Source organism: Halostagnicola larsenii XH-48 (assembly GCF_000517625.1).
GTDB lineage: Archaea > Halobacteriota > Halobacteria > Halobacteriales > Natrialbaceae > Halostagnicola > Halostagnicola larsenii.
Map to the genome: position 1 here is coordinate 544,938 of NZ_CP007056.1, position 21,928 is coordinate 566,865.

17 protein-coding genes are annotated in these 21,928 nt (G+C 60.4%); 11 read left to right on the plus strand and 6 right to left on the minus strand.

Annotated elements, in window-relative coordinates; genetic code table 11:
* Position 1: 1 nt before the first annotated feature.
* The 10 genes from HALLA_RS16290 to melA all read left to right on the plus strand — a co-directional run bounded on the left by HALLA_RS16290 (position 2) and on the right by melA (position 14,032).
* Entirely contained in the window at positions 2–1,150 is a 1,149-nt protein-coding gene (locus HALLA_RS16290) for an ABC transporter ATP-binding protein (protein ID WP_049954533.1), read from the plus strand.
* A gap of 3 nt (positions 1,151–1,153) precedes the next feature.
* Positions 1,154–2,299, plus strand: coding sequence for an ABC transporter ATP-binding protein (locus HALLA_RS16295; RefSeq protein WP_049954534.1), 1,146 nt, complete (start codon positions 1,154–1,156; stop codon positions 2,297–2,299).
* A 289-nt stretch (positions 2,300–2,588) separates the two neighbouring features.
* Positions 2,589–3,905: an extracellular solute-binding protein gene (locus tag HALLA_RS16300; protein ID WP_049954535.1), complete on the plus strand. Its 1,317-nt coding sequence runs from the start codon at positions 2,589–2,591 to the stop codon at positions 3,903–3,905.
* A 1-nt stretch (position 3,906) separates the two neighbouring features.
* Positions 3,907–4,818 carry a carbohydrate ABC transporter permease gene (locus tag HALLA_RS16305; protein ID WP_049954536.1) on the plus strand — a complete coding sequence of 304 codons (912 nt, stop codon included), beginning with the start codon at positions 3,907–3,909 and terminating at the stop codon, positions 4,816–4,818.
* Positions 4,815–5,681, plus strand: coding sequence for a carbohydrate ABC transporter permease (locus tag HALLA_RS16310; RefSeq protein WP_049954537.1), 867 nt, complete (start codon positions 4,815–4,817; stop codon positions 5,679–5,681). Before HALLA_RS16305 ends, HALLA_RS16310 begins: the two co-directional genes overlap by 4 nt.
* Positions 5,678–6,325, plus strand: a complete 648-nt coding sequence (locus HALLA_RS16315) for a DUF624 domain-containing protein (RefSeq protein ID WP_157231416.1) — start codon at positions 5,678–5,680, stop codon at positions 6,323–6,325. Before HALLA_RS16310 ends, HALLA_RS16315 begins: the two co-directional genes overlap by 4 nt.
* 105 nt (positions 6,326–6,430) lie before the next feature.
* Positions 6,431–7,594: an ABC transporter ATP-binding protein gene (locus HALLA_RS16320; protein ID WP_049954538.1), complete on the plus strand. Its 1,164-nt coding sequence runs from the start codon at positions 6,431–6,433 to the stop codon at positions 7,592–7,594.
* Positions 7,595–7,675: 81 nt separating this feature from the next.
* On the plus strand, positions 7,676–10,399 hold the full coding sequence (locus HALLA_RS16325) for a glycoside hydrolase family 2 protein (protein WP_049954539.1): 2,724 nt from the start codon (positions 7,676–7,678) through the stop codon (positions 10,397–10,399).
* A 168-nt stretch (positions 10,400–10,567) separates the two neighbouring features.
* Positions 10,568–12,607 (plus strand): glycoside hydrolase family 127 protein, encoded by a 2,040-nt coding sequence (locus tag HALLA_RS16330; protein WP_049954540.1) that lies wholly within the window; start codon positions 10,568–10,570, stop codon positions 12,605–12,607.
* Positions 12,608–12,694: 87 nt separating this feature from the next.
* Complete coding sequence (gene melA / locus HALLA_RS16335) at positions 12,695–14,032, plus strand: alpha-galactosidase (RefSeq protein ID WP_049954541.1); 1,338 nt, start codon at positions 12,695–12,697, stop codon at positions 14,030–14,032.
* Between the two features lie 440 nt (positions 14,033–14,472).
* On the opposite strand, the gene HALLA_RS16340 is transcribed toward melA, so the two are convergent.
* The 6 genes from HALLA_RS16340 to HALLA_RS16365 all read right to left on the minus strand — a co-directional run bounded on the left by HALLA_RS16340 (position 14,473) and on the right by HALLA_RS16365 (position 20,528).
* A complete protein-coding gene (locus HALLA_RS16340) occupies positions 14,473–15,375 on the minus strand; it encodes an NAD-dependent epimerase/dehydratase family protein (protein ID WP_049954542.1) in 903 nt (300 codons plus the stop codon).
* Positions 15,376–15,698: 323 nt separating this feature from the next.
* Entirely contained in the window at positions 15,699–16,475 is a 777-nt protein-coding gene (locus HALLA_RS16345) for an IclR family transcriptional regulator (RefSeq protein ID WP_049954543.1), read from the minus strand.
* Positions 16,476–16,653: 178 nt separating this feature from the next.
* A complete protein-coding gene (locus HALLA_RS16350; RefSeq protein WP_049954544.1) occupies positions 16,654–17,343 on the minus strand; it encodes a 4-carboxy-4-hydroxy-2-oxoadipate aldolase/oxaloacetate decarboxylase in 690 nt (229 codons plus the stop codon).
* A gap of 214 nt (positions 17,344–17,557) precedes the next feature.
* Complete coding sequence (locus HALLA_RS16355) at positions 17,558–17,932, minus strand: VOC family protein (RefSeq protein WP_049954545.1); 375 nt, start codon at positions 17,930–17,932, stop codon at positions 17,558–17,560.
* A gap of 72 nt (positions 17,933–18,004) precedes the next feature.
* Positions 18,005–19,327 (minus strand): glycerate kinase type-2 family protein, encoded by a 1,323-nt coding sequence (locus HALLA_RS16360; RefSeq protein ID WP_049954546.1) that lies wholly within the window; start codon positions 19,325–19,327, stop codon positions 18,005–18,007.
* A 187-nt stretch (positions 19,328–19,514) separates the two neighbouring features.
* A complete protein-coding gene (locus tag HALLA_RS16365; RefSeq protein WP_049954547.1) occupies positions 19,515–20,528 on the minus strand; it encodes a Bug family tripartite tricarboxylate transporter substrate binding protein in 1,014 nt (337 codons plus the stop codon).
* 334 nt (positions 20,529–20,862) lie between these two features.
* Here HALLA_RS16365 and HALLA_RS16370 point away from each other — a divergent pair, with 334 nt between their 5' ends.
* Complete coding sequence (locus HALLA_RS16370; protein ID WP_049954548.1) at positions 20,863–21,906, plus strand: zinc-dependent alcohol dehydrogenase; 1,044 nt, start codon at positions 20,863–20,865, stop codon at positions 21,904–21,906.
* The last annotated feature ends 22 nt before the right edge of the window (positions 21,907–21,928 follow it).

The following is a 21,928-nucleotide window of genomic DNA, read 5'->3' on the forward strand; positions in this document are numbered from 1 at the left end:
GATGGAACGTATTCAACTCGATCGACTGACGAAGCAGTTCGGAGAAGAGATCGCTGTCGAAGACGTGACGCTCGAGATTGAGGACGGAGAATTCCTCGTCCTGGTCGGTCCGTCCGGCTGTGGGAAGTCGACGACGCTACGGATGATCGCCGGTCTCGAGACGCCGACGGCGGGAAATATCTACATCGATGGCGATCACATGAACTATCGCGTTCCCCAGAACCGAGACATCGCGATGGTATTCCAGTCGTACGCCCTCTACCCGCACATGACCGTCCGCGAGAACGTCAGATTCGGACTCGAGGAAGAAGCGGGCTACACCGCCGACGAGATGGACGAACGGGTAGTCGAAGTCGCCGAGGACCTCGGCATCGAGGCGTACCTTGAGCGAAAGCCCGCCGATCTCTCCGGTGGTCAGCAACAGCGAGTTGCGCTTGGCCGTGCGATTATCCGCGAACCCAGTGTGTTCTTGATGGACGAGCCACTCGCCAACCTCGATGCCAAACTCCGAACCCAGATGCGGACGGAGCTACAGCGGTTGCAGGCGGACCTCGACGTGACGACGGTGTACGTCACCCACAACCAGGTCGAGGCGATGACGATGGGCGATCGGATCGCCGTGTTAAACGATGGTCAACTCCAGCAGGTTGGTGATCCAATGACACTCTATCACGAACCGGCAAACCAGTTCGTTGCGGGATTCATCGGCGAACCATCGATGAACTTCGTTAGCGGGCACAGATCGAACGGAAAGATCGTCGGCGATCACATAGAGTACCCGCTCGATGATCGTCTAGCGAGTGCAGTCGACGAGACAGATGGCGGTGAGGTCGTCGTCGGTATTCGTCCCGAAGCGATCGACATTCGACGGGCGGACGACGGGTCAACCAGTGGGCCACACGAATTCCGAATGACCGTGAGGGTCATCGAAACCCACGGCGATCGGAACGTCATCACCCTCGCACCGGCTTCGGAGTCTGCGGACCATGAAGTCCTGCAGGTCGTAACGGATGGTACCTTCATCGTGGACGCCGGCGAGACAGTGGTGGTAACCGCCGATCCTGATGCCGTCCACATCTTCGACGGGATGACCGGCGAAGCGCTGTGTAATCGACGACTCGAAACCGAACACGAACTACGGAGGGTATAATCGATGGCACACCTCGAACTCGACGACGTAACCAAGGAGTATCAAAGCGACGAGACGAGCGTTATCGCCGTTGATGACGTCTCAGTCGACGTTGCGAGTGGAGAATTTCTCGTCCTCGTCGGTCCGTCCGGCTGTGGAAAGTCGACGACGCTACGGATGATCGCCGGTCTCGAAGACGTTTCGGACGGACACATTCGGCTCGACGAACAGGCGATTGACGACGTGCCGACTCAGGAGCGAGACATCGCGATGGTCTTCCAGTCGTACGCGCTTTATCCTCACAAGTCCGTCCACGGAAACATGTCGTTCGGCCTGGAAGAGTCGACGAATCTCTCGAGCGCGGAGATTACTGAGACGGTCGAGGAAGTGGCAGCGTTGATGGGGATCGACAATCTCCTCGATCGCAAACCCGGCGAGCTTTCGGGCGGTCAGCGACAACGTGTCGCACTCGGCCGAGCGATCGTTCGCGATCCCGAGGTGTTCCTGATGGACGAACCGCTTTCCAACCTCGACGCAAAGCTACGCGCAGACATGCGGACCGAACTCCAGCACCTGCAGCAACGGCTCGGCGTGACGACCGTCTACGTCACCCACGACCAGACCGAGGCGATGACGATGGGCGATCGAATTGCGGTGTTGAACAAGGGGGAACTACAACAGATCGGTACCCCACTCGAGTGCTATCACCAACCGGAGAACCTGTTCGTCGCCGGGTTCATCGGAGAACCCTCGATGAACTGCTTCGACGGCCGTCTTGAGGACTGTTCGATCGTGACGGAAAATATTCAGTACCCGCTTTCTCCGGACCTGGACCTCGACCACCAGGATGGCGCTTCGCTCGTCCTGGGGATCCGACCTGAAGACATTCGAATCGGGAAGCGAGCGACGAACGAGACAGAGTTCGAAGCAATGGTCACCCTCGTCGAACCGATGGGGAATGAAAACATCGTCCACCTCGGATTCGACAGCGCGACGTCGAACGAGGAGTTTGTCGCGACAACGGAGGGAATGCCGGCCGTCGCCAGTGGCGACCGAGTTGCGGTCGAGTTTCCGGAGCGGGTCGTCCACCTCTTCGACGGGACTACCGGAGCAGCGTTGAAAAACCGACGGCTGACGTTCACCGACCGTTCGAAAGCACAACTCCTGTAGCGTTCCAAAGAGGAAAGGGTGGCCTATCGCCCGCCGACACCGTTGCGACGACGGTATTCGTCGACACAATGGAAGCGATTGACAGAAGAGGTAGCGTACACCGAGGTTATTGTTATATAGAAACGAGTGGAGACGCGCGACCGACTGGTGTAATTGGGTCGGGTTCCGTTCACCAGCGTTGTACTTGGTTTCGCCGTGTCTGCAGGAGTGTCTGTTAATATTTCTCCCGAATTATCAAAATACAATAGTTCGTAAAATATATATGCGCATGTTTTATCAATACTAATGTATGAGAAGAGGTGACAAAAAGAGGCGATCACAGAAACCTCACTTGACCCATGGGACCGACTCGAGTCTGACGAGTCGCCGAGGGCTACTCCAGGCAGCGGGGACAGCGGGCCTTGCCGGACTCGCCGGTTGTACAGGGTACCTGGGCGCGTCACAGGAGGGGATCGATTACTGGACACTGTTCAGCGGGGGTGATGGGGCCGTAATGGAGACGATGGTCAACGAGATCAATGAAAACGACGAGTACGAGTACTCCATCAATCGACAGCGAGCGCCGTGGGACGAACACTACACTCGCCTGTACACGGCGATGGTCGGCGGCAATCCGCCGGACATCGCCGTGATGCACTCTCGGATGATGCGCGACTATCAGGACAACCTCGTCACGCTCACGGACGAGATCGGAACGGATCCGTACTTAGACGAGGTCGCACAGGGCGGCGTCGTCGACGGCGAGCAACTCGCCGTCCCGCTCGATTCGCACCCGTTCGGCCTCTATTACAACAAGGATATTTTCGAAGAAGCCGGGTTGGATCCAGAAGATCCACCGAACACAGCCGAACGGTTTCGGGAAGCCGCGAACGCGATCGTCGAGAATACGGACCACTATGCCTTTGACTACTTCGACGGCGAGTTCCACGCCGAGATCATGCGAATGCTGCTCCACGGTCGCGGCGGTCAGCTCCTGACCGAGGACTACGAACCCGCCTTCGACACCGACGACGGTCTGGCGGTCGTCCAGGAGATGCACGACTGGGTCCACGAACGCGAGTGGGCACCCGTCGATCCTAATGCCGGCTGGGACGCCTGGAACCGCGGCGAAGTCGGTATGAAAATCGAGGGGACGTGGCACATTACGGTCGTTCGTGAGATCGGGTTCGACTTCGGCATGACGAAACCGTTCGTCATGCCGGACGCGGACGACCCCGTCACGCTCGGCGACAGTCACATGCTCATCATCCCTGAAAGCGAACAACGCGAGCAAAGCAGACTCGAGAACGCAATCGAAACGATCCGCCTGCTCACGCAGGATTTCAACAACAGATGGGGATCCGATGCCGGTCACCTTCCCGCCAGCGATACGGCGATCGAAAGCGACGAACTCCGGGAATCGGATACCTGGGATCAAACGCTCGAGACGTTCTACGAGATGGTAGACGAAGACCAGTTCATCCGTCCGCCCGCGACGCCAAACGTTCAGGGATACATGGAAGAGATATATCAGCCCTTAGATGACATGCGCGCCGGGAACATGACTCCGGAGGAGGTCATCGAAACTGCGACAGAGGGCGTCAAACAAGTGTTCGAGAGGGAATAACATGGTACAAGCAACAGAACAGACAGACGCGGACGAATCAGAGCTCATCAACTTCTCGAAGTCCTCGACACGCGAGTGGATTTCGGGAGCGACGTTTTCGCTCCCGTATCTCCTGATCGCCGGGACGTTCCTCTTCGGACCACTACTGCTCGCGCTGTACATGAGCTTCTACGACTGGGCCGCGCTCGATCCGGCCCAGTCCGAGTTCATCGGTCTCGAGAACTACCAGGTCCTGCTATCGGATCCCAATTTCTGGAACGCGCTGAAAAACACCGTCTACTTCGTCGCGCTCACGGTGCCGCCGATCGTCGTCGGGTCGTTGCTGTTAGCGCTCGGAGTCAACCGCGATGTGAAGGGCCAGTGGCTGTTGCGGACGATCTTCTTCAGTCCGTACGTACTGACCGTCGCCGTCGTTGGACTGGTGTGGACGGAGGTCTTCAATTCCACGGGACTCGTTCCCCACTACCTCGGTGGCGGAAACTGGTTGACATCACACGACCTCGCGATGCCCGCGATCGCCATCGCCACGATCTGGTGGCAACTGGCGTTTAACTTCATCATCCTGCTTGCCGCACGACAGAACGTCTCCGAACGCCTCTACGAGGCGGCGAAACTCGACGGCGCGAGTTCGTGGCGGATGATGCGCGACGTCACGATCCCGCAGATGTGGAATCCGCTCGTCTTCGTGATTATCGTCACGTTCGTCAACTCGTTTCAGGTGTTCGGACAGCCGTTCATCATGACCGACGGTGGACCGTCGTTCTCGACGACGACTATCGTCCTGTATCTGTACGATACAGCGTTCGTTGGCCGCGACTTCGGTTACGCCGCTGCAGTCGGCTACGTGCTGTTCCTTATCCTGATCGCCGTCTCAGCGACGAACTACTACTTCCTCACGGGTGATGACGAATGAGTACGAAAACAACGACGGTACGCGATCGCCTCACGAGTACCGACGGACGGCTCAAGACCATTGCAGTGTATCTCGGGCTGTACGGGACGGCTGCGCTGTTCTTGCTCCCGTACTGGTACATGTTCGCGACGTCGTTCATGACCCGCGAGCTGGTATACTCCGACGTACCGCACCTGATCCCGTGGGACGTCACCCTCTACTGGTACGAGTACCTCCTCACCGACTCGTTGATCGGGATGTGGACGGTCAACACCATCATACTGGCGGGAATCACGACGGCCGTCGTCCTCCTGATCGACGCGATGATCGCCTACTCGCTGACCCGCCTCGAGTGGCCGGGTCGACGCGTCATCTTCGCGGTTATCGTGGCCAGTTTCATGGTGCCTGGCATCGTTAATCTCGTCCCAGTGTACATCATCGTCAGCGAACTCGGACTGGTGAACTCCGTGTGGGGTGTCGTCCTGCCGAGCGCCGCCAATCCGCTCGGCGTGTTCATGCTCGTCCAGTTCTTCAAAGACATCCCCGACGAACTCGAGGAGGCGGCGCGTCTGGACGGGTTCTCACGGCTCCGGATATTTACCCACATCATCATGCCGTTGATGCGGTCGGCGCTCGCGGCGCTCGGGCTGTTCATTTTCATCTGGACGTGGAACGCCTTCGTCTGGCCGCTTCTCATCCTCCAGAGCGAGACGATGTACACGCTGCCGATCGGGCTGGTAACCCTCCAGGAGAACATGGGTACCACCGAACCGGGCGTCATCATGACTTCGGCGGTCATCGCCTCGGTGCCGCTGCTTATCGTGTTCCTCGTCATGCAGAAACAACTCGTCAAGGCCGTCGAAATGCAGGGGACGACCAAATGACCCGAACGACCGACATCGATCCGATGTACGCCTCGCTCGAGCGGACCGCGCGGTTCGTCTGGGCGAATCTCGTGTCGATCGTGTGGATTAGCATCGGCTGGTTCCTCGCCGCGCTTCCGATCGTCACGCTCGGGGCCGCAACCGTCGGCGCCTACCGCGCCGTGCTGTCGCTAAGAGAGGACGACCGCGAGGGAATCGATCGGACGGCGGTCCGCGAGACCGTCCGTCGACAGTTCGTCCACGCGACGCTGCTCGGACTTGTCCCGCTGGTCCTGTTCGCGATCGCGGCGAACTACGCGCTCGCGTATCTCGTGAGCGAGACGGTCACCGCCGGCCTGCTTGCACTCTGTTGTGGGTACGCCGGCCTCTACGCCACACTCGTCTCGATGCCGACGCTGCTCGGCCTCGCTGAAGGTAAGCCCATGACCGCCGCGCTCAGAGACGGCATCGTCTGGACGGCGCGCCACGCCGTCGGCGCGGTGGCCCTCGGCGTCGTGACGGTGGCGCTGCTCGTCCTCACGTCGCTGCTGACCGTCGCGGTGGCGCTGTTGTTCGCCGGCATCGCGTTCGCGCTCCACGTCGAGTTCATCTCGAGCGTCGACGAGGGCGAGACGCGGGTCGCGACAGGGGTGACCGACCGATGACTCCGCGCGTGGGTCAACCACGGACTGCCTCCCCGGAAACGGGCGAATCGAGAGCAACGGTTACGAACGACGACAGTACTCACGACCACCAACGGAGCTACAACAATGAGTGAAACGACAGACGACGCGGCTTCGGTAACGTTCGACAACGTGCGGAAAGTGTACCTCGACGACTTCGTCGCGATCAAGGGATTCGACGCCCAAATCGAGGACGGCGAATTCATCACCGTCGTCGGCCCGTCCGGGTCCGGCAAATCGACGCTGCTGCGGATGATCGCCGGCCTCGAAGAGATCTCCGGCGGAGATATCCGGATCGGCAATGAGAGTATCAAGGGTGTCGAGCCCCAAGATCGCGGGATCGCGATGGTGTTCCAGAATTACGCGCTGTACCCGCACATGAGCGTCCGAAAGAACATGGCCTACGGGCTGAAACTGACGACGGACCTCTCCAGCGACGAAATCGACCAGCGCGTCCGCGAGACGGCGACGATGATGGGCATCGAAGACCAGTTGGGCGACAAACCGGCAAACCTCTCGGGCGGTCAGCAACAGCGAGTTGCGACCGGGCGAGCGATCGTCCGCGACCCGAAGATTTTCCTGATGGACGAGCCGCTGTCGAACTTGGACGCGAAGCTCAAGGTTCACATGCGGACCGAACTCCAGCGACTGCAGGAGGATCTCGGGACGACGACGATCTACGTCACCCACGATCAGCACGAGGCGCTGACGATGAGCGACCGGATCATCGTCCTCGACGGAGGCGAACTCCAGCAGTTCGCGCCGCCGGACGAGGTTTACAACGAGCCCGCAAACCGGTTCGTTGCGGACTTCATCGGGAGTCCGGCGATGAACTTCTTCGACGTCGAACTGAACGGAACGACGCTCGTCGGCGACGGGTTCGAGTACGCCATCCCGCCGTCGATCAGCGATACGATCCGCGACACGGCGGCCAAGTCCAGACTTGAACTGGGCATCCGTCCCGAAGACATCACGTACGACGCGACCGGCGATAACACGATTACTGGCACCGTCGATGTCGTCGAGGTAGCGGGCAGCGACAACTTCGTCTACCTCGACATCGCGGGTTCTGAGTGTCGCGTTCGCGTCGACGGCGACGTGAAACCGTCCGTCGGCGAGACCACCCAAATTGCGTTCGATCCGAACGATATCCACCTCTTCGACACTCAAAGTGGCGACAACCTGCTCTCGGGAACGAGGGAGAGACAGGTCGCCGAGGCCGAGACAGAGGAAGCGGAGGAGGCCGCCTGAGCGAACGACCATCAACCGGCGGTAAGCGACTCTCGACTGTACCGACGACTGACGCTCGACCAACGAGGAGACGCACACGATATGGACACAGATTTTCGGAAGGACGATGTTCGACGGACCGCAGTACTGAACGGCTCGTGGCAATTTGCCACCGACCCAGAGAAGGTCGGACGCAAGGCGAGCTGGTACGAAGCCGACCGCGACTGGCCCGAGCGAGCACGGACCGTCGAGGTACCTCACGCCTGGCAGGAACTTGAGGCGTACCGAGCGTACACAGGAACGGCGTGGTATCGGCGAACGATCACCTTGGACACGCCGAGAGACGACAGCGTCCGGCGACGCCTCCGGTTCGGCGCCGTCGACTACGAGGCGACCGTCTGGGTCAACGGTGAACGTGTCGGGACGAACCGCGGCGGCTACCTTCCCTTCGAGTTCGACGTCACCGACGCGCTCGTCGACGGCGAGAACGACATCGTCGTCGAGGTCGTCGACCCGGACGATCTGAGCGAACTGCCACACGGCAAGCAGGGCGAGCCGTGGTACCAGCGAGTTAGCGGCATCTGGCAGGATGTGACCCTCGAGACCGTTCCGCTAGTTCATGTCGACCGCATCCGCGTCACGCCGGATCTCGAGACGGACACTGCCCACGTCGAGATCACCGTGGACGGACTCGACGGGGCGAGCGGCGAGTCCATCGACGCGACCGTCGCCGTCGCTCGAGACGGCGATCAGATCGCAGTCGAATCCGCGGCGATCGACGCCAACGGGGCGGGGGCGGCCACCGTTCCGATTCCCGATCCCGACTACTGGACGCCCGAGACACCGGTCTGCTACGACGTGCGCGTCGACCTCGAGGCCGACGAGAGCGTCGTCGACCGGTACGAGGACTACTTCGGAATGCGCAGCGTCGAGGCTCGAGACGGGCGGGTGTACCTGAACGGCGAGCCGTACTTCATCCGAGGCGCCCTCGAACAGGGCTACTACCCGGAGACGCTGTATCGACCGTTTAGCGACGACTGCTTCGAGCAGGAGGTTCGAACCGCCAAGGAGCTCGGCTTCAACCTGCTTCGCAAGCACATCAAGCCAGCCCACCCCGACTTCCTCGAGTGTGCCGACCGACTCGGCATCCTCGTCTGGGAGGAGCCCGCGAATCCGACGGTCCACACCGATCGCTCGCGGCGCGCTGTGTTCGAACAGCTCGAGGCGATGATCGAGCGAGACTACAACCGCCCGAGCGTCGTGATCTGGAGTATCTACAACGAAGAGTGGGGAATCGGCAACCCGCAGGGACTGGACGTGGAGACGTCGCTGTGGGACGACGAAGAAAAACAGCGCTACCTCGCCGACTGTTACGAGGCTGCCCGCCAGCGGGATCCGACGCGACTCGTCTGTGACAACTCCGGGTGGGCGCACGTCGCGACCGACGTCAACGACTACCACCGCTACTTCGTCAGCCCCGACCGAGCCGACGCCTGGGCGACGGACCTCGAACGGATGAGCGACCGGCCGGAAGACAATTACGCGGCGACCGAAACGGATCCCGACGACGCGCCGCTCGTCGTCTCCGAGTTCGGCACGTGGGGTTTGTGCGATGCGCCCGCGATCGAAGAGTATTACGGCGAGCGACCGCCCTGGTTCGATTACGAGTTCCTTGAAGAAGGGCTGAAACGTCCCGACGGCTACCGCGAGCGGTTCGAGGGGACTGCGCTCTCGTCGGCGTTCGACGGACTCGAGTCGCTCGTCGAGGCATGGCAGTGGCGAGAATTCCGCTCGAACAAGGACATCATCGAGCGAATGCGCTCCCGAGACGACGTCGCCGGCTACGTCATCACGGAGTTCTCGGACATCGAGTGGGAGTTCAACGGGATCCTCGACTACCGCCGCGAGCGAAAGGCGTTTCACGACGCGTTTGCCCGTCTCAACGCGCCAGTTACCGTGCAACTCGACCTCGAGTCACGAACCGTCTGGGACGACGAGTCCATTGTGGCGGACGCGGTCATCGTCAACGACACGGACGAGCGACTCGAGGCCGAACTGTCGTGGACTGCCGCCGGCGAATCGGGGCGACAAGCAGTCGCGGTCGAGTCCGCGTCGACCTCCCGCGTCGACGACTTCGTGACCATCGACGCACCGTCAGTAGACGGCATGACGGCGGAGACAGTGACCCTCGAGTTCGGCGATGCGACAACTGAGGAGTCTGTGACGATCGGGCCGCGGACCGACGCCGCCGAGCCGGTTCGCGACCGCGGCGGCGACGAACCGATTTACGTCATGGACGAGAGTCTCCGGGGCGAACTCGAGCAGCGAGGCGTGCCCGTCGTCGACCGACTCGACGACGCTGTAGCCGTCGCGATAGTCTCGGAGACGAATGACGCGGTGCTCGAGTACGCCCACGATGGCGGCGACGTGCTGTTGCTGGCCGATCGGGACGGGACCGTCGCCGACGAGACGGTGTTCGAGTACCACGACCTGCCTGAGGACGAAAGTTGGAACCTCGTCGCGTCGCTGTTCTACGCCAACGACGAGCGACTCGAGTCGATCCTCGGGCCGGTTCCGGGATGGGAACTCGACGGGCAGTACCCGTACATGGTCGCAGCCGTAGGCGAGAACGACGACGTGACGCTCGGGTACGTCGAGGGGTGGCTCGCGAACCCGTCGGCGGCGATTGCGACTCGTCGGTACGGCGACGGCTCCGTCCGCGTCTGTACCGTTCGACTCGTCGATGCCTACGGGATCTGCCCGGTTGCGACCGCGCTCGTCGACGAGTTGCTAGCGAGCGCGCTCGCGTCGTCCGCGGCGCAGTGAGCGAGTTGATCGCCCGTCAAACGCGACGCGACAGTCGAAGACGGCCCGCTCTCGATTACACTCGAGCCATCGGTGATTACTCGGGTTCGGATCGCTCGCCGAACACGAACCGTCGGCGATTGCCAGAAGGGGAAACGTTACGGCAAGCCATCGTGTTACTCCGAGACAATGGTAGACAGTTCCCGCGCGGAGCCAGTCGACCTGACCGACGTGTCCATCGACGATCAGTTCTGGAACGGCTGGATCGAGACGAACCGCGAAACAACGCTCGAGTACCAGTACGAACAACTCGAATCGAGCGGGTGTCTCGAGAACTTTCGTCGCGCCGCTTCCGGGGACTCGGGCGGATTCGAGGGGATGTGGTTCGCCGACTCTGATGCGTACAAATGGCTCGAGGCGGCCAGTTACGTGCTCGCGGACGGAGACGTCGATTCCGACGCCGGGCTCGACGAGAGCCGTCGGAACGAACTCGAAAAACGGGTCGACGACATCATCGATCTCGTCGCCAGTGCCCAGGAAGACGATGGGTACCTCAACACGTATTTCGCGCTCGAGGAGCCCGAAAAGCGCTGGACGAACCTGAACATGATGCACGAGCTCTACTGTGCGGGCCACCTTATCGAAGCTGCCGTTTCCCACTACCGCGCGACGAGCGACTCGAGACTGCTCGACGTTGCGACGCGGTTTGCCGACCACATCGGTGCGAGGGTCGACGACGAAATCGACGGCGCGCCGGGCCACCAAGAGATCGAACTGGCGCTGGTGAAACTCGCTCGCGTTACCGACGAGCAACGCTACGTCGAGCTCGCACGGACGTTCGTCGACCGTCGCGGTCGAAACGATCGATTCGAACGGGAGTTCGAACGCGTCGAATCGATTGCGGGGTACGATCCGGATGACGGCGGAATCGCGACGGACGCTCGCGGTGCGTTCTACGAGGACGGCGAATACGACGGCTCGTACGCGCAAGCCCACGAACCATTACCCGAGCAAGAAACGGTCGAAGGGCACGCGGTTCGGGCGATGTACTTCTTCGCCGGCGTCGCGGACGTCGCCGCCGAAACCGGCGATCGGGAGCTTCTCGAGCGCCTCGAGAAGCTCTGGGAGAACATGACGAGCAAACGAATGTACGTGACGGGCGGGATCGGCTCGAGCGAGCACGGCGAGCGGTTCACAGACGATTACGACCTCCCGAACGAAACCGCCTACGCCGAAACCTGCGCTGCGATCGGGAGCGTCTTCTGGAATCAGCGGCTGTTCGAACTTACCGGAAACGCCAGATACGCCGATCTGATCGAACGAACGCTGTACAACGGCGTCCTCTCGGGCGTCTCCGTCGACGGAACCGAGTTCTTCTACGACAATCGCCTCGAGAGTCGCGGCGACCACCATCGGCGCGGTTGGTTCGACTGTGCGTGCTGTCCGCCCAACGTCACTCGGTTGCTCGCCTCCCTCGAGCGGTACCTGTACGCGAGAGGTCCCGAATCGCTGTACGTCAACCAGTACGTCGGGAGCACGATATCGACGGCGGTCGCCGGTACGGCCGTCGAACTCGAGCAGACGACGACCTATCCGTGGAGCGAGGACGTGACGATCGACGTCCGGACCGAGGATCCGGCGACGTTCTCGCTCGAGTTGCGGGTGCCGTCGTGGTGTACTGAAGCCGTAATCAGGGTCAACGGCGACGAAGTCCGCGCGGGCGAGAACGACACGTCCGGGGAGGCCGAATACGTGACCATCGAGCGCGAGTGGGATGAGGACCGAATCGAGGTGACGTTCGCTCAGTCGATCGTCCCGGTGCGGATGCATCCTGCAGTCGGCGAGAACTGCGGGCGCGTCGCGCTGACCCGGGGACCGCTCGTCTACTGTCTCGAATCCGCGGACAACGACCGGCCGCTCCGACAGTACAGCCTCGACCTCGAGGGGGAGCAGCGAACGCGGAAGGACGACGAACTCGCCGACGACCTCGAGAACGCGGCCCTCTCGAACCCCGTCGTTATCGACTGTGATGCGATCGCTCCGTCTCTCGAGTCGTGGGAGTCAGATGACGAGGGAGGCGCTACCGAGTCATCCGGGACTGACCGACCGCCGCTGTACCAACCCGACGACCGAGTGAGTACGAAATCGGAGACAGTAACCGCCGTACCGTACTTCCTCTGGGACAACCGGGATCCCGGCGAGATGGCTGTGTGGATCCGTTCGGCGTAAATCGATCGAACGTCCCACAGAAGATCGACTGCCACGACAGACGTGCCATCCCGCACGCTTATTGTGGACTATGGCAACGTATCTGTAATGGTGAAGATTGCATTTATCGGCGCTGGAAGTCACACGTTCACGCAGACGCTCGTCCGTGACGTACTCTCGTTTCCGGCGTTACAGGATTCGACGCTGAGTCTGATGGATATCGACGCCGATCGACTCGAGCGGATCGAGACGGCCACGAACGTCCTGGTCGACGAACACGACCTCCCCGCGACGGTCGAGGCGACGACGGATCGTCGGGAAGCGCTCGAGGACGCGGACTACGTCATCACGATGATCCACGTCGGGGGCGTCGAACCGGTCGAAAACGAGGTCGAGATTCCCCAGCGCTACGGGGTCAACCAGTCCGTCGGCGATACGCTCGGCCCGGGCGGCGTCTTCCGGGCCCAGCGAACGATTCCGACGATGCTCGAGATCGCCCGCGACATGGAGGAGTTGTGTCCGAACGCCCCCCTATTGCAGCACACGAACCCCATGGTGATGGTCTGTTGGGCCATCGAAAAAGAGACGGAAATCGACGTCTACGGGATCTGCCACAGCATCGTCGGGACGGCCCACGACATCGCATCCTACGTCGACGTCCCCTTCGAGGAGTTGGAGTACTGGGTGGCAGGCATCAATCACATGGCCTGGTTCCTCGAGATCGAACACGATGGCCGGAGTCTCTACCCGGACCTACAGGAGGCGATGACCGATCCGGAAACCTACGCCGAGGACGTTGTCCGTTTCGAAACGATGGACCACTTCGGGAAATTCATCACGGAATCGAGCCACCACCTCAGCGAATACCTCCCCTACTTTCGTCACGACGAGGACGAAATCGACCGCCTCGTCGACGCCAGCGCGTACGACCCGTTCGCAGAGGAATTCGAATATTCGCCGGTCTGCTGGCTCCCGACAGGCGAGTACTTCGAGCAGTGGCGGTCCATCGATCACGCCGAGGGGGTCGACGAGGCGGAGATGGATCGGTCGCTCTCGCGATCCGGGGAGTACGCCGCGCGGATCATCCACTCGCTCGAGACCGGTGAGCGCCGGCGGATGAACCTCAACGTCCCGAACGACGGCCGACTCATCACGAATCTCCCCGACGACGCGCTCGTCGAAGTCCCCTGTCTCGTAGACAGAACGGGTGTTCGCCCATGCACAATCGGAGATCTTCCGCCGCAGCTCGCCGCCCTCAACCGATCGAACGTGAACGTTCAGTCGCTCGCCGTCGACGCAGCACTCGAGCGCGACGAAGAACGGCTTCGTCAGGCGGTCAAACTCGATCCGCTGACGGCCGCAGTCTGCACGCTCGAGGAAGTCGATGCATTAGTTGACGACCTACTCGAGGCGAACGAGGAATACCTCCCGGCGTACACTTCGTGACGCCACCTAGCGTCGGTTGTGGACAGTAAGGCAACGAGACTGGCGGAGACAGCCGGTTAGACTGGAATCGCTCAGCAGAAGACGCTCAACCACGGATAGTGATAAATGGTTTTCTAAAAGAGAACACTAGTCACTATGTCAAAACAGCCTTTGCGAGCACAGCAGCAACCCACCCGCTACTGTCGACTCACAGACTCGGTCGCGATCGACAGGGAATTGGGCGAGACGACGACCAACAAGGGGCCGGCGGAAACGTCCGTCTCTCGTCGCACCCACTCGTTTCAGTACTATCGAAACGTGCCCACGGCCGGGCCAGTAGTTCGTCGATTTCGCACCGCTAACGTCGAAAACGAAGTTTCAGCGCCGCAAGGATGTCGGCAACGGTTCGGTGGGACCCACGAGTCACTCCCCGCTCTGGTCGTCACGCAGGGTTTCAATAATTAGTTTGACTGTGTCTCGACATCGGGCGGGCTCTCCCATTCGGCACCGTCGTCCTGTGGCTCGTATCCGAGCACCTCCTTTGCGTGTTCGGTGTCGAACCACCGGCCGGCGTTATCGCTCACCGCGTAGAACGCATCGTACGTTACCGTCTCGTTCTCGAGACAGCACTCGATCAGGTGGGCGAAGTCACGCTGTGAGGTCCAGGTGCACTTCAGTCGCTTGACCATCTCTTCGTACTCGTCGCTGCCGCGCTCCCACGACCCCGTTTGACTGGGGTCCCAGGCTCCACCTTCCGGATCGACGCCGTCTTCGGTACCCCGCTGGACGCCGCGTTCGGCGTCGCCGTAGGGATGATCGTACGGATCTGGTCGAACGCTCGAGATCCGAATCGAGAAAAACTGCGACGGTGGCGAGTCGGAACGTGCGTGAACCCGACCGATATGTTCGCCGAACATCTTCGTCGCGCCGTAGTAGCCGTCCGGTTTCGGGAGCGACTCGTGATCCAGCAGGAGGGGGTGATCCTCCTCGTACAGTTCCGGGGAGTTATCCTCCTCGTACAACCCCATCACGCGTTGTGAGGACGCGAATATCACTTTCTCGACGCCCGCGTCTTCGGCCGCTTTGATCACGTTGTAGGTGCCGACGATGTTCGGTTCGATAACGCCCTCGAACGATGCGCCCGCGTCGGACTGTGCCGCGAGATGGATCACTGCATCCTGTCCGTCGAACGCGGGGCGGATCTCGTCGTACTCGCTGACGTCCGCGACGTGCGTCTCGTAGTCGGGGTGATCGTTCAAATCGAGCAGCGTGAAATCGTACTGGGACTTGTCGTACAAGTGCTTTCGTAGGGCCTGTCCGGCCTCGCCGTGCGGACCCGTAATTAGAACGTTCTGTTTGGCCATCTATGAACTCGATTACTGGTGTATCGCATTTATAAGTTGTGGATCGAAAACGCTGTCATCGGGCCGATGCAACGGTGCTCGAGTAGAAATAGCGTTGCAACGACTTGCTCGAGCACCGGCATTGATTCGATATTATTGAAATTAGAATGGCGACCACAAAATTACAATCGTAAGGTTGTAATTCATGATCAACAATCGTAGTCGAGGATTCGAGCACCGACGAACAGATGCTTCGAACGGACGCCCACGAACAGATGCCAACAACTGCGACCAGATGGAGTAACAGCAAGAATCAGTTCGTCGACGCCAGCCGAACGACGAGGTTAGCTAAACTGTCGAATCTTGAGTTCGATGATGTTCTTCTTGTCGAGCAACGCCGGTGCGAGGTCCGATTCGATCCGGTCGGCTCCCATCCGGCTACGAGGGCCGCTGATGCTGATCGCGCCGATGACATCGTCGGGTTTCGATACTATTGAAGTCCCGACGGCACAGACCCCACGGAAGTGCTCACCGCGATTGATCGAGTAGCCCCGCTCTCGAATCTCGTCTAGTTCGTCGTGGAGCACAGCCGCGTCGGTGATGGTCGTATCAGTTTGTTGTGCGAGGCCCCGCTGCTCTATGACGGCGTCGACTTCCGCCGTCGAGAGGGTAGCGAGAATTGCCTTTCCCGTTGCAGTCGAATGCATGTAGAGGTGCTGTCCCAGCGGGGCGTTGTCGTCTACCGAATCCGGACTCTCGGATTTGTACAGTTGGACCGAGTAGCCGTCCTCTTCGACCGTCAGATTTGCGTGTTCACCGGACGTCTCGCGAAGGTCGTCGATTTCGGGTTTGGCCGCCTGAAAGAGCGCCATCTGATCACGCATCTCCCCGCCGGTCTCGAGGAAGCGAAATGCACAGCGGTACTCTCCGTCGTCTTTACGTACGTAGCCGGTATCGACGAGCGTCGCCAGATGGATGTGTGCCGTGCTCACCGGCATCTCGAGGGCGTCGGCGATTTCCGAGAGGGTTGCCGAATCGACTCCCTGTAGGTATTCGACGATAGTGAAAGACTGGGAAACGCTCGTCAATCGGCGAGCAGCTGATTTTCCGCTGTCGGTCATGGTACTATCTTGCTGTCTACGTTCTTAAGCCCTCTGGATGTCTCCAACCATGTTGAAACATAGGACGACCAGAGTCGACTATGCCGTTCGGTAGAAGTAATCGGTTCGAGAAGACTGCATAGCTGAGTCGAACATCGACTCAGGCCAGGAAACGAAGGCCGAACCAGGTAGTACCGACCTACTGAATCGAGTCTTCGGGGCCGACGACGTTCATATTCTCGAACAGTTCGTCGTACCCGTTCCGTTCGTACAGATACGTTCCGTCCTGGATGTCGGCCCGTACAGCGTCCTCAGACTCGAGTTTCTCGGTCGAACGATCCAGGACTTCTTCGGCGCTCTCGGCCGGAACGACCGCGATTCCGTCGTCGTCCCCAACGATGATATCGCCCGGGTTGACGGTGACGCCGCCACAGGAAATCGGCACGTTGATCGATCCAGGGTCTTGCTTGAGCGGACCCTTGGGGTGGACGCCGCGGCCGTAGACGGGCAATCCCATCTCGGCGATTTCCCGTTTATCCCGATAGCTCCCGTCGATGACCAGTCCAGCGAGGTCGTTGGCCTGGCAGGTGGTGCACATCAGTTCACCGAAATGACCGGTCTCGGTGAATCCGTCGCAATCGATGACGAGCGTATCTCCGGGTTCGGCCATCGTGATCGCCTTGTGGATGATGAGATTGTCACCCGGTGCCGCTTTGACGGTGATCGCAGTCCCCGCCATATCGACGTCGCTGCGACAGGGCTTGATTCCGGAGTCCATCGTGAGTCCGATATTCCCGGTGACGTCCGAGACAATGGTGCTTGGCACCGTTTCGAACGCCGAAACGAGCGATGAATCTGGCCGCTCTACGTCGTGCTCGATGGTGTGCATGCGAGTACGAAACGGTGTGAGTCACCTTAATCTACCGATTTCTGGTACTCGAGAACCAAGATGGACGAACGAAGTATCAACGCTGATAGCGAAGACGGTCGAGGGTGGATCGCAGGGGAATACACCAATCGGTTCGATAGTCGTGTGTCGAGCACCGACACCTCACTGAGTGATTACACGTAACCGGCGAACAAGCGAGGTGTTCGCCGCTTGGCTACTCTTGTTCGACCAGTTCGATGACGTAGCCGTCCGGATCTTCGATGAACGCGACGCGGGTATCGACCGCATCGATCGTCGTCGGCTCTGTCACCACTGGACAGTCGGTTTCGTCCACGATTCTGTCGACCTCCTCGTCGACGTTCTCGACGCCGATTGCGAGGTGATCGATGCCGGACGGATCGATCGGTTCCTCTCGGTTCTCGTCGTATCGAAACTGCAGTTCGCCGCCAGACCCGGTTCCGACGAAGTAGTTTCGGACGTCGTCTCCCGGCCGTTTGAAGTCGTTCGTGTGTTCGAAGCCGAGCGTTTCGTAGAATGCCTTCGTCGCCTCGAGGTCCGACACTGCCATCGCGGTATGGAGTATTCCCATACCAGTAGTGATTGCAAGCAACCCTCTTAAATGATCGTACTCCCGGCAACGGGGTCGCCAGAAAGCGACCCGTTACTCGCCGACGAGCATGACGCGAAGGTCGTTCACGTTCGTCCCAGTCTGTCCCGTAAACAAGAGCGCGTCTCGGTCCTCAAGGTACGTGTAGGCGTCGTTATCGGACAGTGCGGCGTGTGCAGCGATCCGATCTATGATCGTCTCGTTCGAAACCAGCGCGCCGGCAGAATCGGTCGGGCCGTCGATGCCGTCCGTATCGACTGCGCCCAGAACCACGTCATCAGGCAGCTCGAGGGCCGCACTCAGTGCGAACTCCTGATTCGGGCCGCCGATGCCGTCCCCGGTGATCGTCACCGTCGTTTCGCCACCGGAGACGATCGCGACAGGAGGGGACACCGGGTTTCCGGTGCGTCGGATCTCTTCGGCGATCGCGACGTGTGTTTTGGCGGCCGCCTGCGTCTCACCGCGCACGGACGTCGAGAGGATAACGGTCTCGTATCCCGCATCCTCACAGACGTCCGCGGCAGCCGACACCGCAGTGAAGTTATCCGCGAGGACACACACTGAGACCGAATCGAATGCGGCGTCGCCATCGACGGGAGTCTCGGCCACGTCGCCGTCCTCGCCCGCCTGCAGATGAGTGCTAACCGCAGCCGGCGCATCGACATCGTACGTCTCGAGGGCGGTACGGGCGGTTTCGTACGTCGTCGTATCCGGTGACAGGGGACCGCTTGCGACCACCGACGGATCACCCGAGGTCACGTCGCTAAAGACGAGCCCCACCGTCGTCGCGGGAGCGAGTTCGCGCGCGAGCTGTCCGCCTTTGATCGAAGAGACGTGTTTTCTGATCGTGTTGATCGTCGCGATCGGTGCGCCACTTCGGAGCAGTTCGTCGGTCAGCCCTCGAAGATCCGAGAGGGTGATCCCTTCCGCTGGTGCAGCGAGGAGGGCACTGCCACCGCCGGTCACGGGCGCCACGACGAGCGTGTCCTCGTCGCAGTCTCGAGCCAACTCGAGGAGGCGACGCGTCCCGTCGACGTTCGATTCGGTCGGCGTTGGATGATCGCCCTCGACCATCTCGACCGGACCCGCGGATGCCGGATCGTCGGTGACGACGATCCCTCCCGTGAGACGGTCGCCGAGAAGGTCCGCAATCGAACTGGCGACCTGCCCCGCTGCGTTTCCACCGCCGAGGACGTAGACGTCGTCGTACGCCGAGAGATCGAACCGCTCGGAGGCAATCCGAAGCGTCTCGTCTTCGAGTGCTATCGCCTCGGTGATTACCGTACGTGGGTGTGCAGCGGTGATTCCGGCCTCGATGGCCTCGAGTACTCGTTCCTCTGTCGGCGTCTCGGCCCGGACACGGTGGCGGTCGATCATGGTACGTGCTGGGTGATACTGCGATATAAATTCTTGTTTCAGCAGCGTGAGCCACTACTGAAAGTCATCGTTTCTCCACTGGTTGAAACTGTAGCCGCGAGGAGTCGAATCGTTACACGTACCCGCCCATAAGCCAGAAGCGGGGTCAGTTGGTGCGTAAAAAGTAGTCGAAAGCGCCGAACGCAGCTTAGACCTGAATGTCCAGATCTTCGACGAGAGTGCCGTAGTACTCGTACTGTTCGTCGATGAACTCCTGGAATTCCGACGGTCCGCGTTGGACTTGCGTGAACTGATTTTCGTCGAGGAACGACGAGAACTTGTCGTCGTCGTAGACGGATTCGTAGACGCCCGCGATCTCCTCTTGCAGGTCCGACGACATCTCGCCGGATCCGAAGTGTCCGAGCCAGGAACCGATCTGGATGTCGATGCCTTCGTCAACCATCGCAGGGGCATCGGGAAGCGCATCGAGTTCCTCTTCGTACATTACACCCAGTGCGGTCAGGTCGCCGTCGTTCACATAGGATCGGACCTCAGCCGCGCCGACGACGGTACAGTCGACTTCTTCGTTCACGACGGCTGTGATCGCCGGTTCGGCTCCATCGTAGGAAACGAAATCGAGTTCGATATCCGCTTCGTCGGCGAATCCGGCCCCAGCGAGATGCCAAGAAGAACCGTTTCCGGACTGGGCCATGTCGATTTCTCCCGGATTGTCAGCGGCGTAGTCGACGAACTCGCCGACCGAGGAGTAATCAGAGTTCTCGTGAACGACGAGTGCCGCGGGCATCTCCGTGTACTGCATGATCGGGGTGATGTCGTCCGGGCCGAGATCGTCCTGATCGAGGTGCTGGTACAGGGCGATTTCCGGTGCCGCAACGCCGAGCGTGTGTCCATTGCCGGCCGAATTGGCGGCCTCGTTCATTCCGACCGATCCAGATCCACCCGTCTGGTTCGCGACATTCCACGAGACTTCTGTGTACTCCTCAGCCGCGTCGGCGACGGCTCGACTCGTCCGGTCGGCGCCACCACCGGCCGCCCACGGAACGATGATCTCGATCTGACCAGACGGCCAGTCGCCGCTGGACTGGAGCTGATCGAGACAGCCCGCGGTCAGTGCGAGACCGGACCCACCGAGGGCCTTGATCGCATTCCGACGAGTCAGTACACCATTCCCACTGGTATTGCTACTGTGAATGTCTGGCATTCTACCGGTAAGTTATGATCTATCATTTTAAACCTTTCGAATACCTCCGTTTCGCAGTTGTTTGTTAGATCCTAAGCATTAAAACGAGAGTCGTTCTCCTTCGAGACTCCCGCTTTCGAACGCCCCTTATTCGGCAATCAGCGGTTCCCATCCAGGCCCACATCGTGTTCCGGTACTCGAGCGGTTTCGGAATCCGCGGCGAGTGAGTCAGGACAGAAGCGAGATGTGTCCTCGAAATCGTATCAATCCACCTCATCTCAGCAGATTTCCGGACGCCAGTATCGTTCCAGGGTCGATCCACAAGTTTATACAACGGCGGGAAAGAAACTCCGACATGCGCGGTTTAGCCAAAACTAGTCGCGACGCTGGAGCCATGGAACTCATCGATCTCGAGCGACCCGATCCAGCGGCAAACGAAGTACTGATCGAAATCGAGTATGCCGGACTCTGCGGCAGCGACGCTGGGATCTACAAATTCAAACCGGCGTTCGAACGAATGGACCTGCCGACCGTTATCGGCCACGAATACACCGGCCGTGTGATCGAGGCTGGAAGCGAGGTCACGACCGTTTCGACGGGCGACCGCGTCGTCGAACGACCGATTCGGGGCTGTGGCGAATGCTACCAGTGCCGGATGGGTGAAGAGAACGTCTGCCAGAACACCGATATCACGGGCGTCGACCGCGACGGCGCGTACGCGGGATACATCGCTGTCCCGGAAGCCGTCGTCCAGACGGTCCCCCACAACGTCGAACCCCGACACGCGGCGCTGGTCGAACCGACCGCGATCTGCGCGCGAGCGGTGATCGAAAACTCTCGAGTCAGCGCCGGTGACCGAGTTTTCGTCGCTGGGCCCGGACCAATGGGGCTGCTCTCCGCACAGATCGCGGCTGCACAGGGCGGCGACGTCGTCGTCGCCGGTGTCGGTCAGGATACCGAGTACCGACTCCCGCTTGCAGAAGAGCTCGGCTACTCGACGATAAACGTCGAATCGGACGATCTCGAGGCAGTACGCGAAGAACGAACGAACGGCGTCGGCTACGATGTCGTCTTCGATACGACCGGGCATCCGTCCGGACTTCCGATGGCGGTCGACGAAGTTCGCAAAGGTGGTCAGATCGTGATGATCGGCCAGACGGGCGAAACGACGATGGCGTACACACCCCTGGTTCGTGCCGAAATCGACCTGCAGTGTTCCTACGGCGCGATGTACGAGGACTTCGAACACGCGCTTCGATTGATCGGGTCCGGCGATGTCGACCACGAGACGTTCCTCGACGACCGCTTTAGCTTGCTCGAGTCAGACGCGGCCTTCGAAGCGTTCCTCGACGGCGAGACCTGCAAACCGGTTTTCGACGTTTCTGAACTCCGAGCGTAACTTGAGCCTCCGAACGTAACTC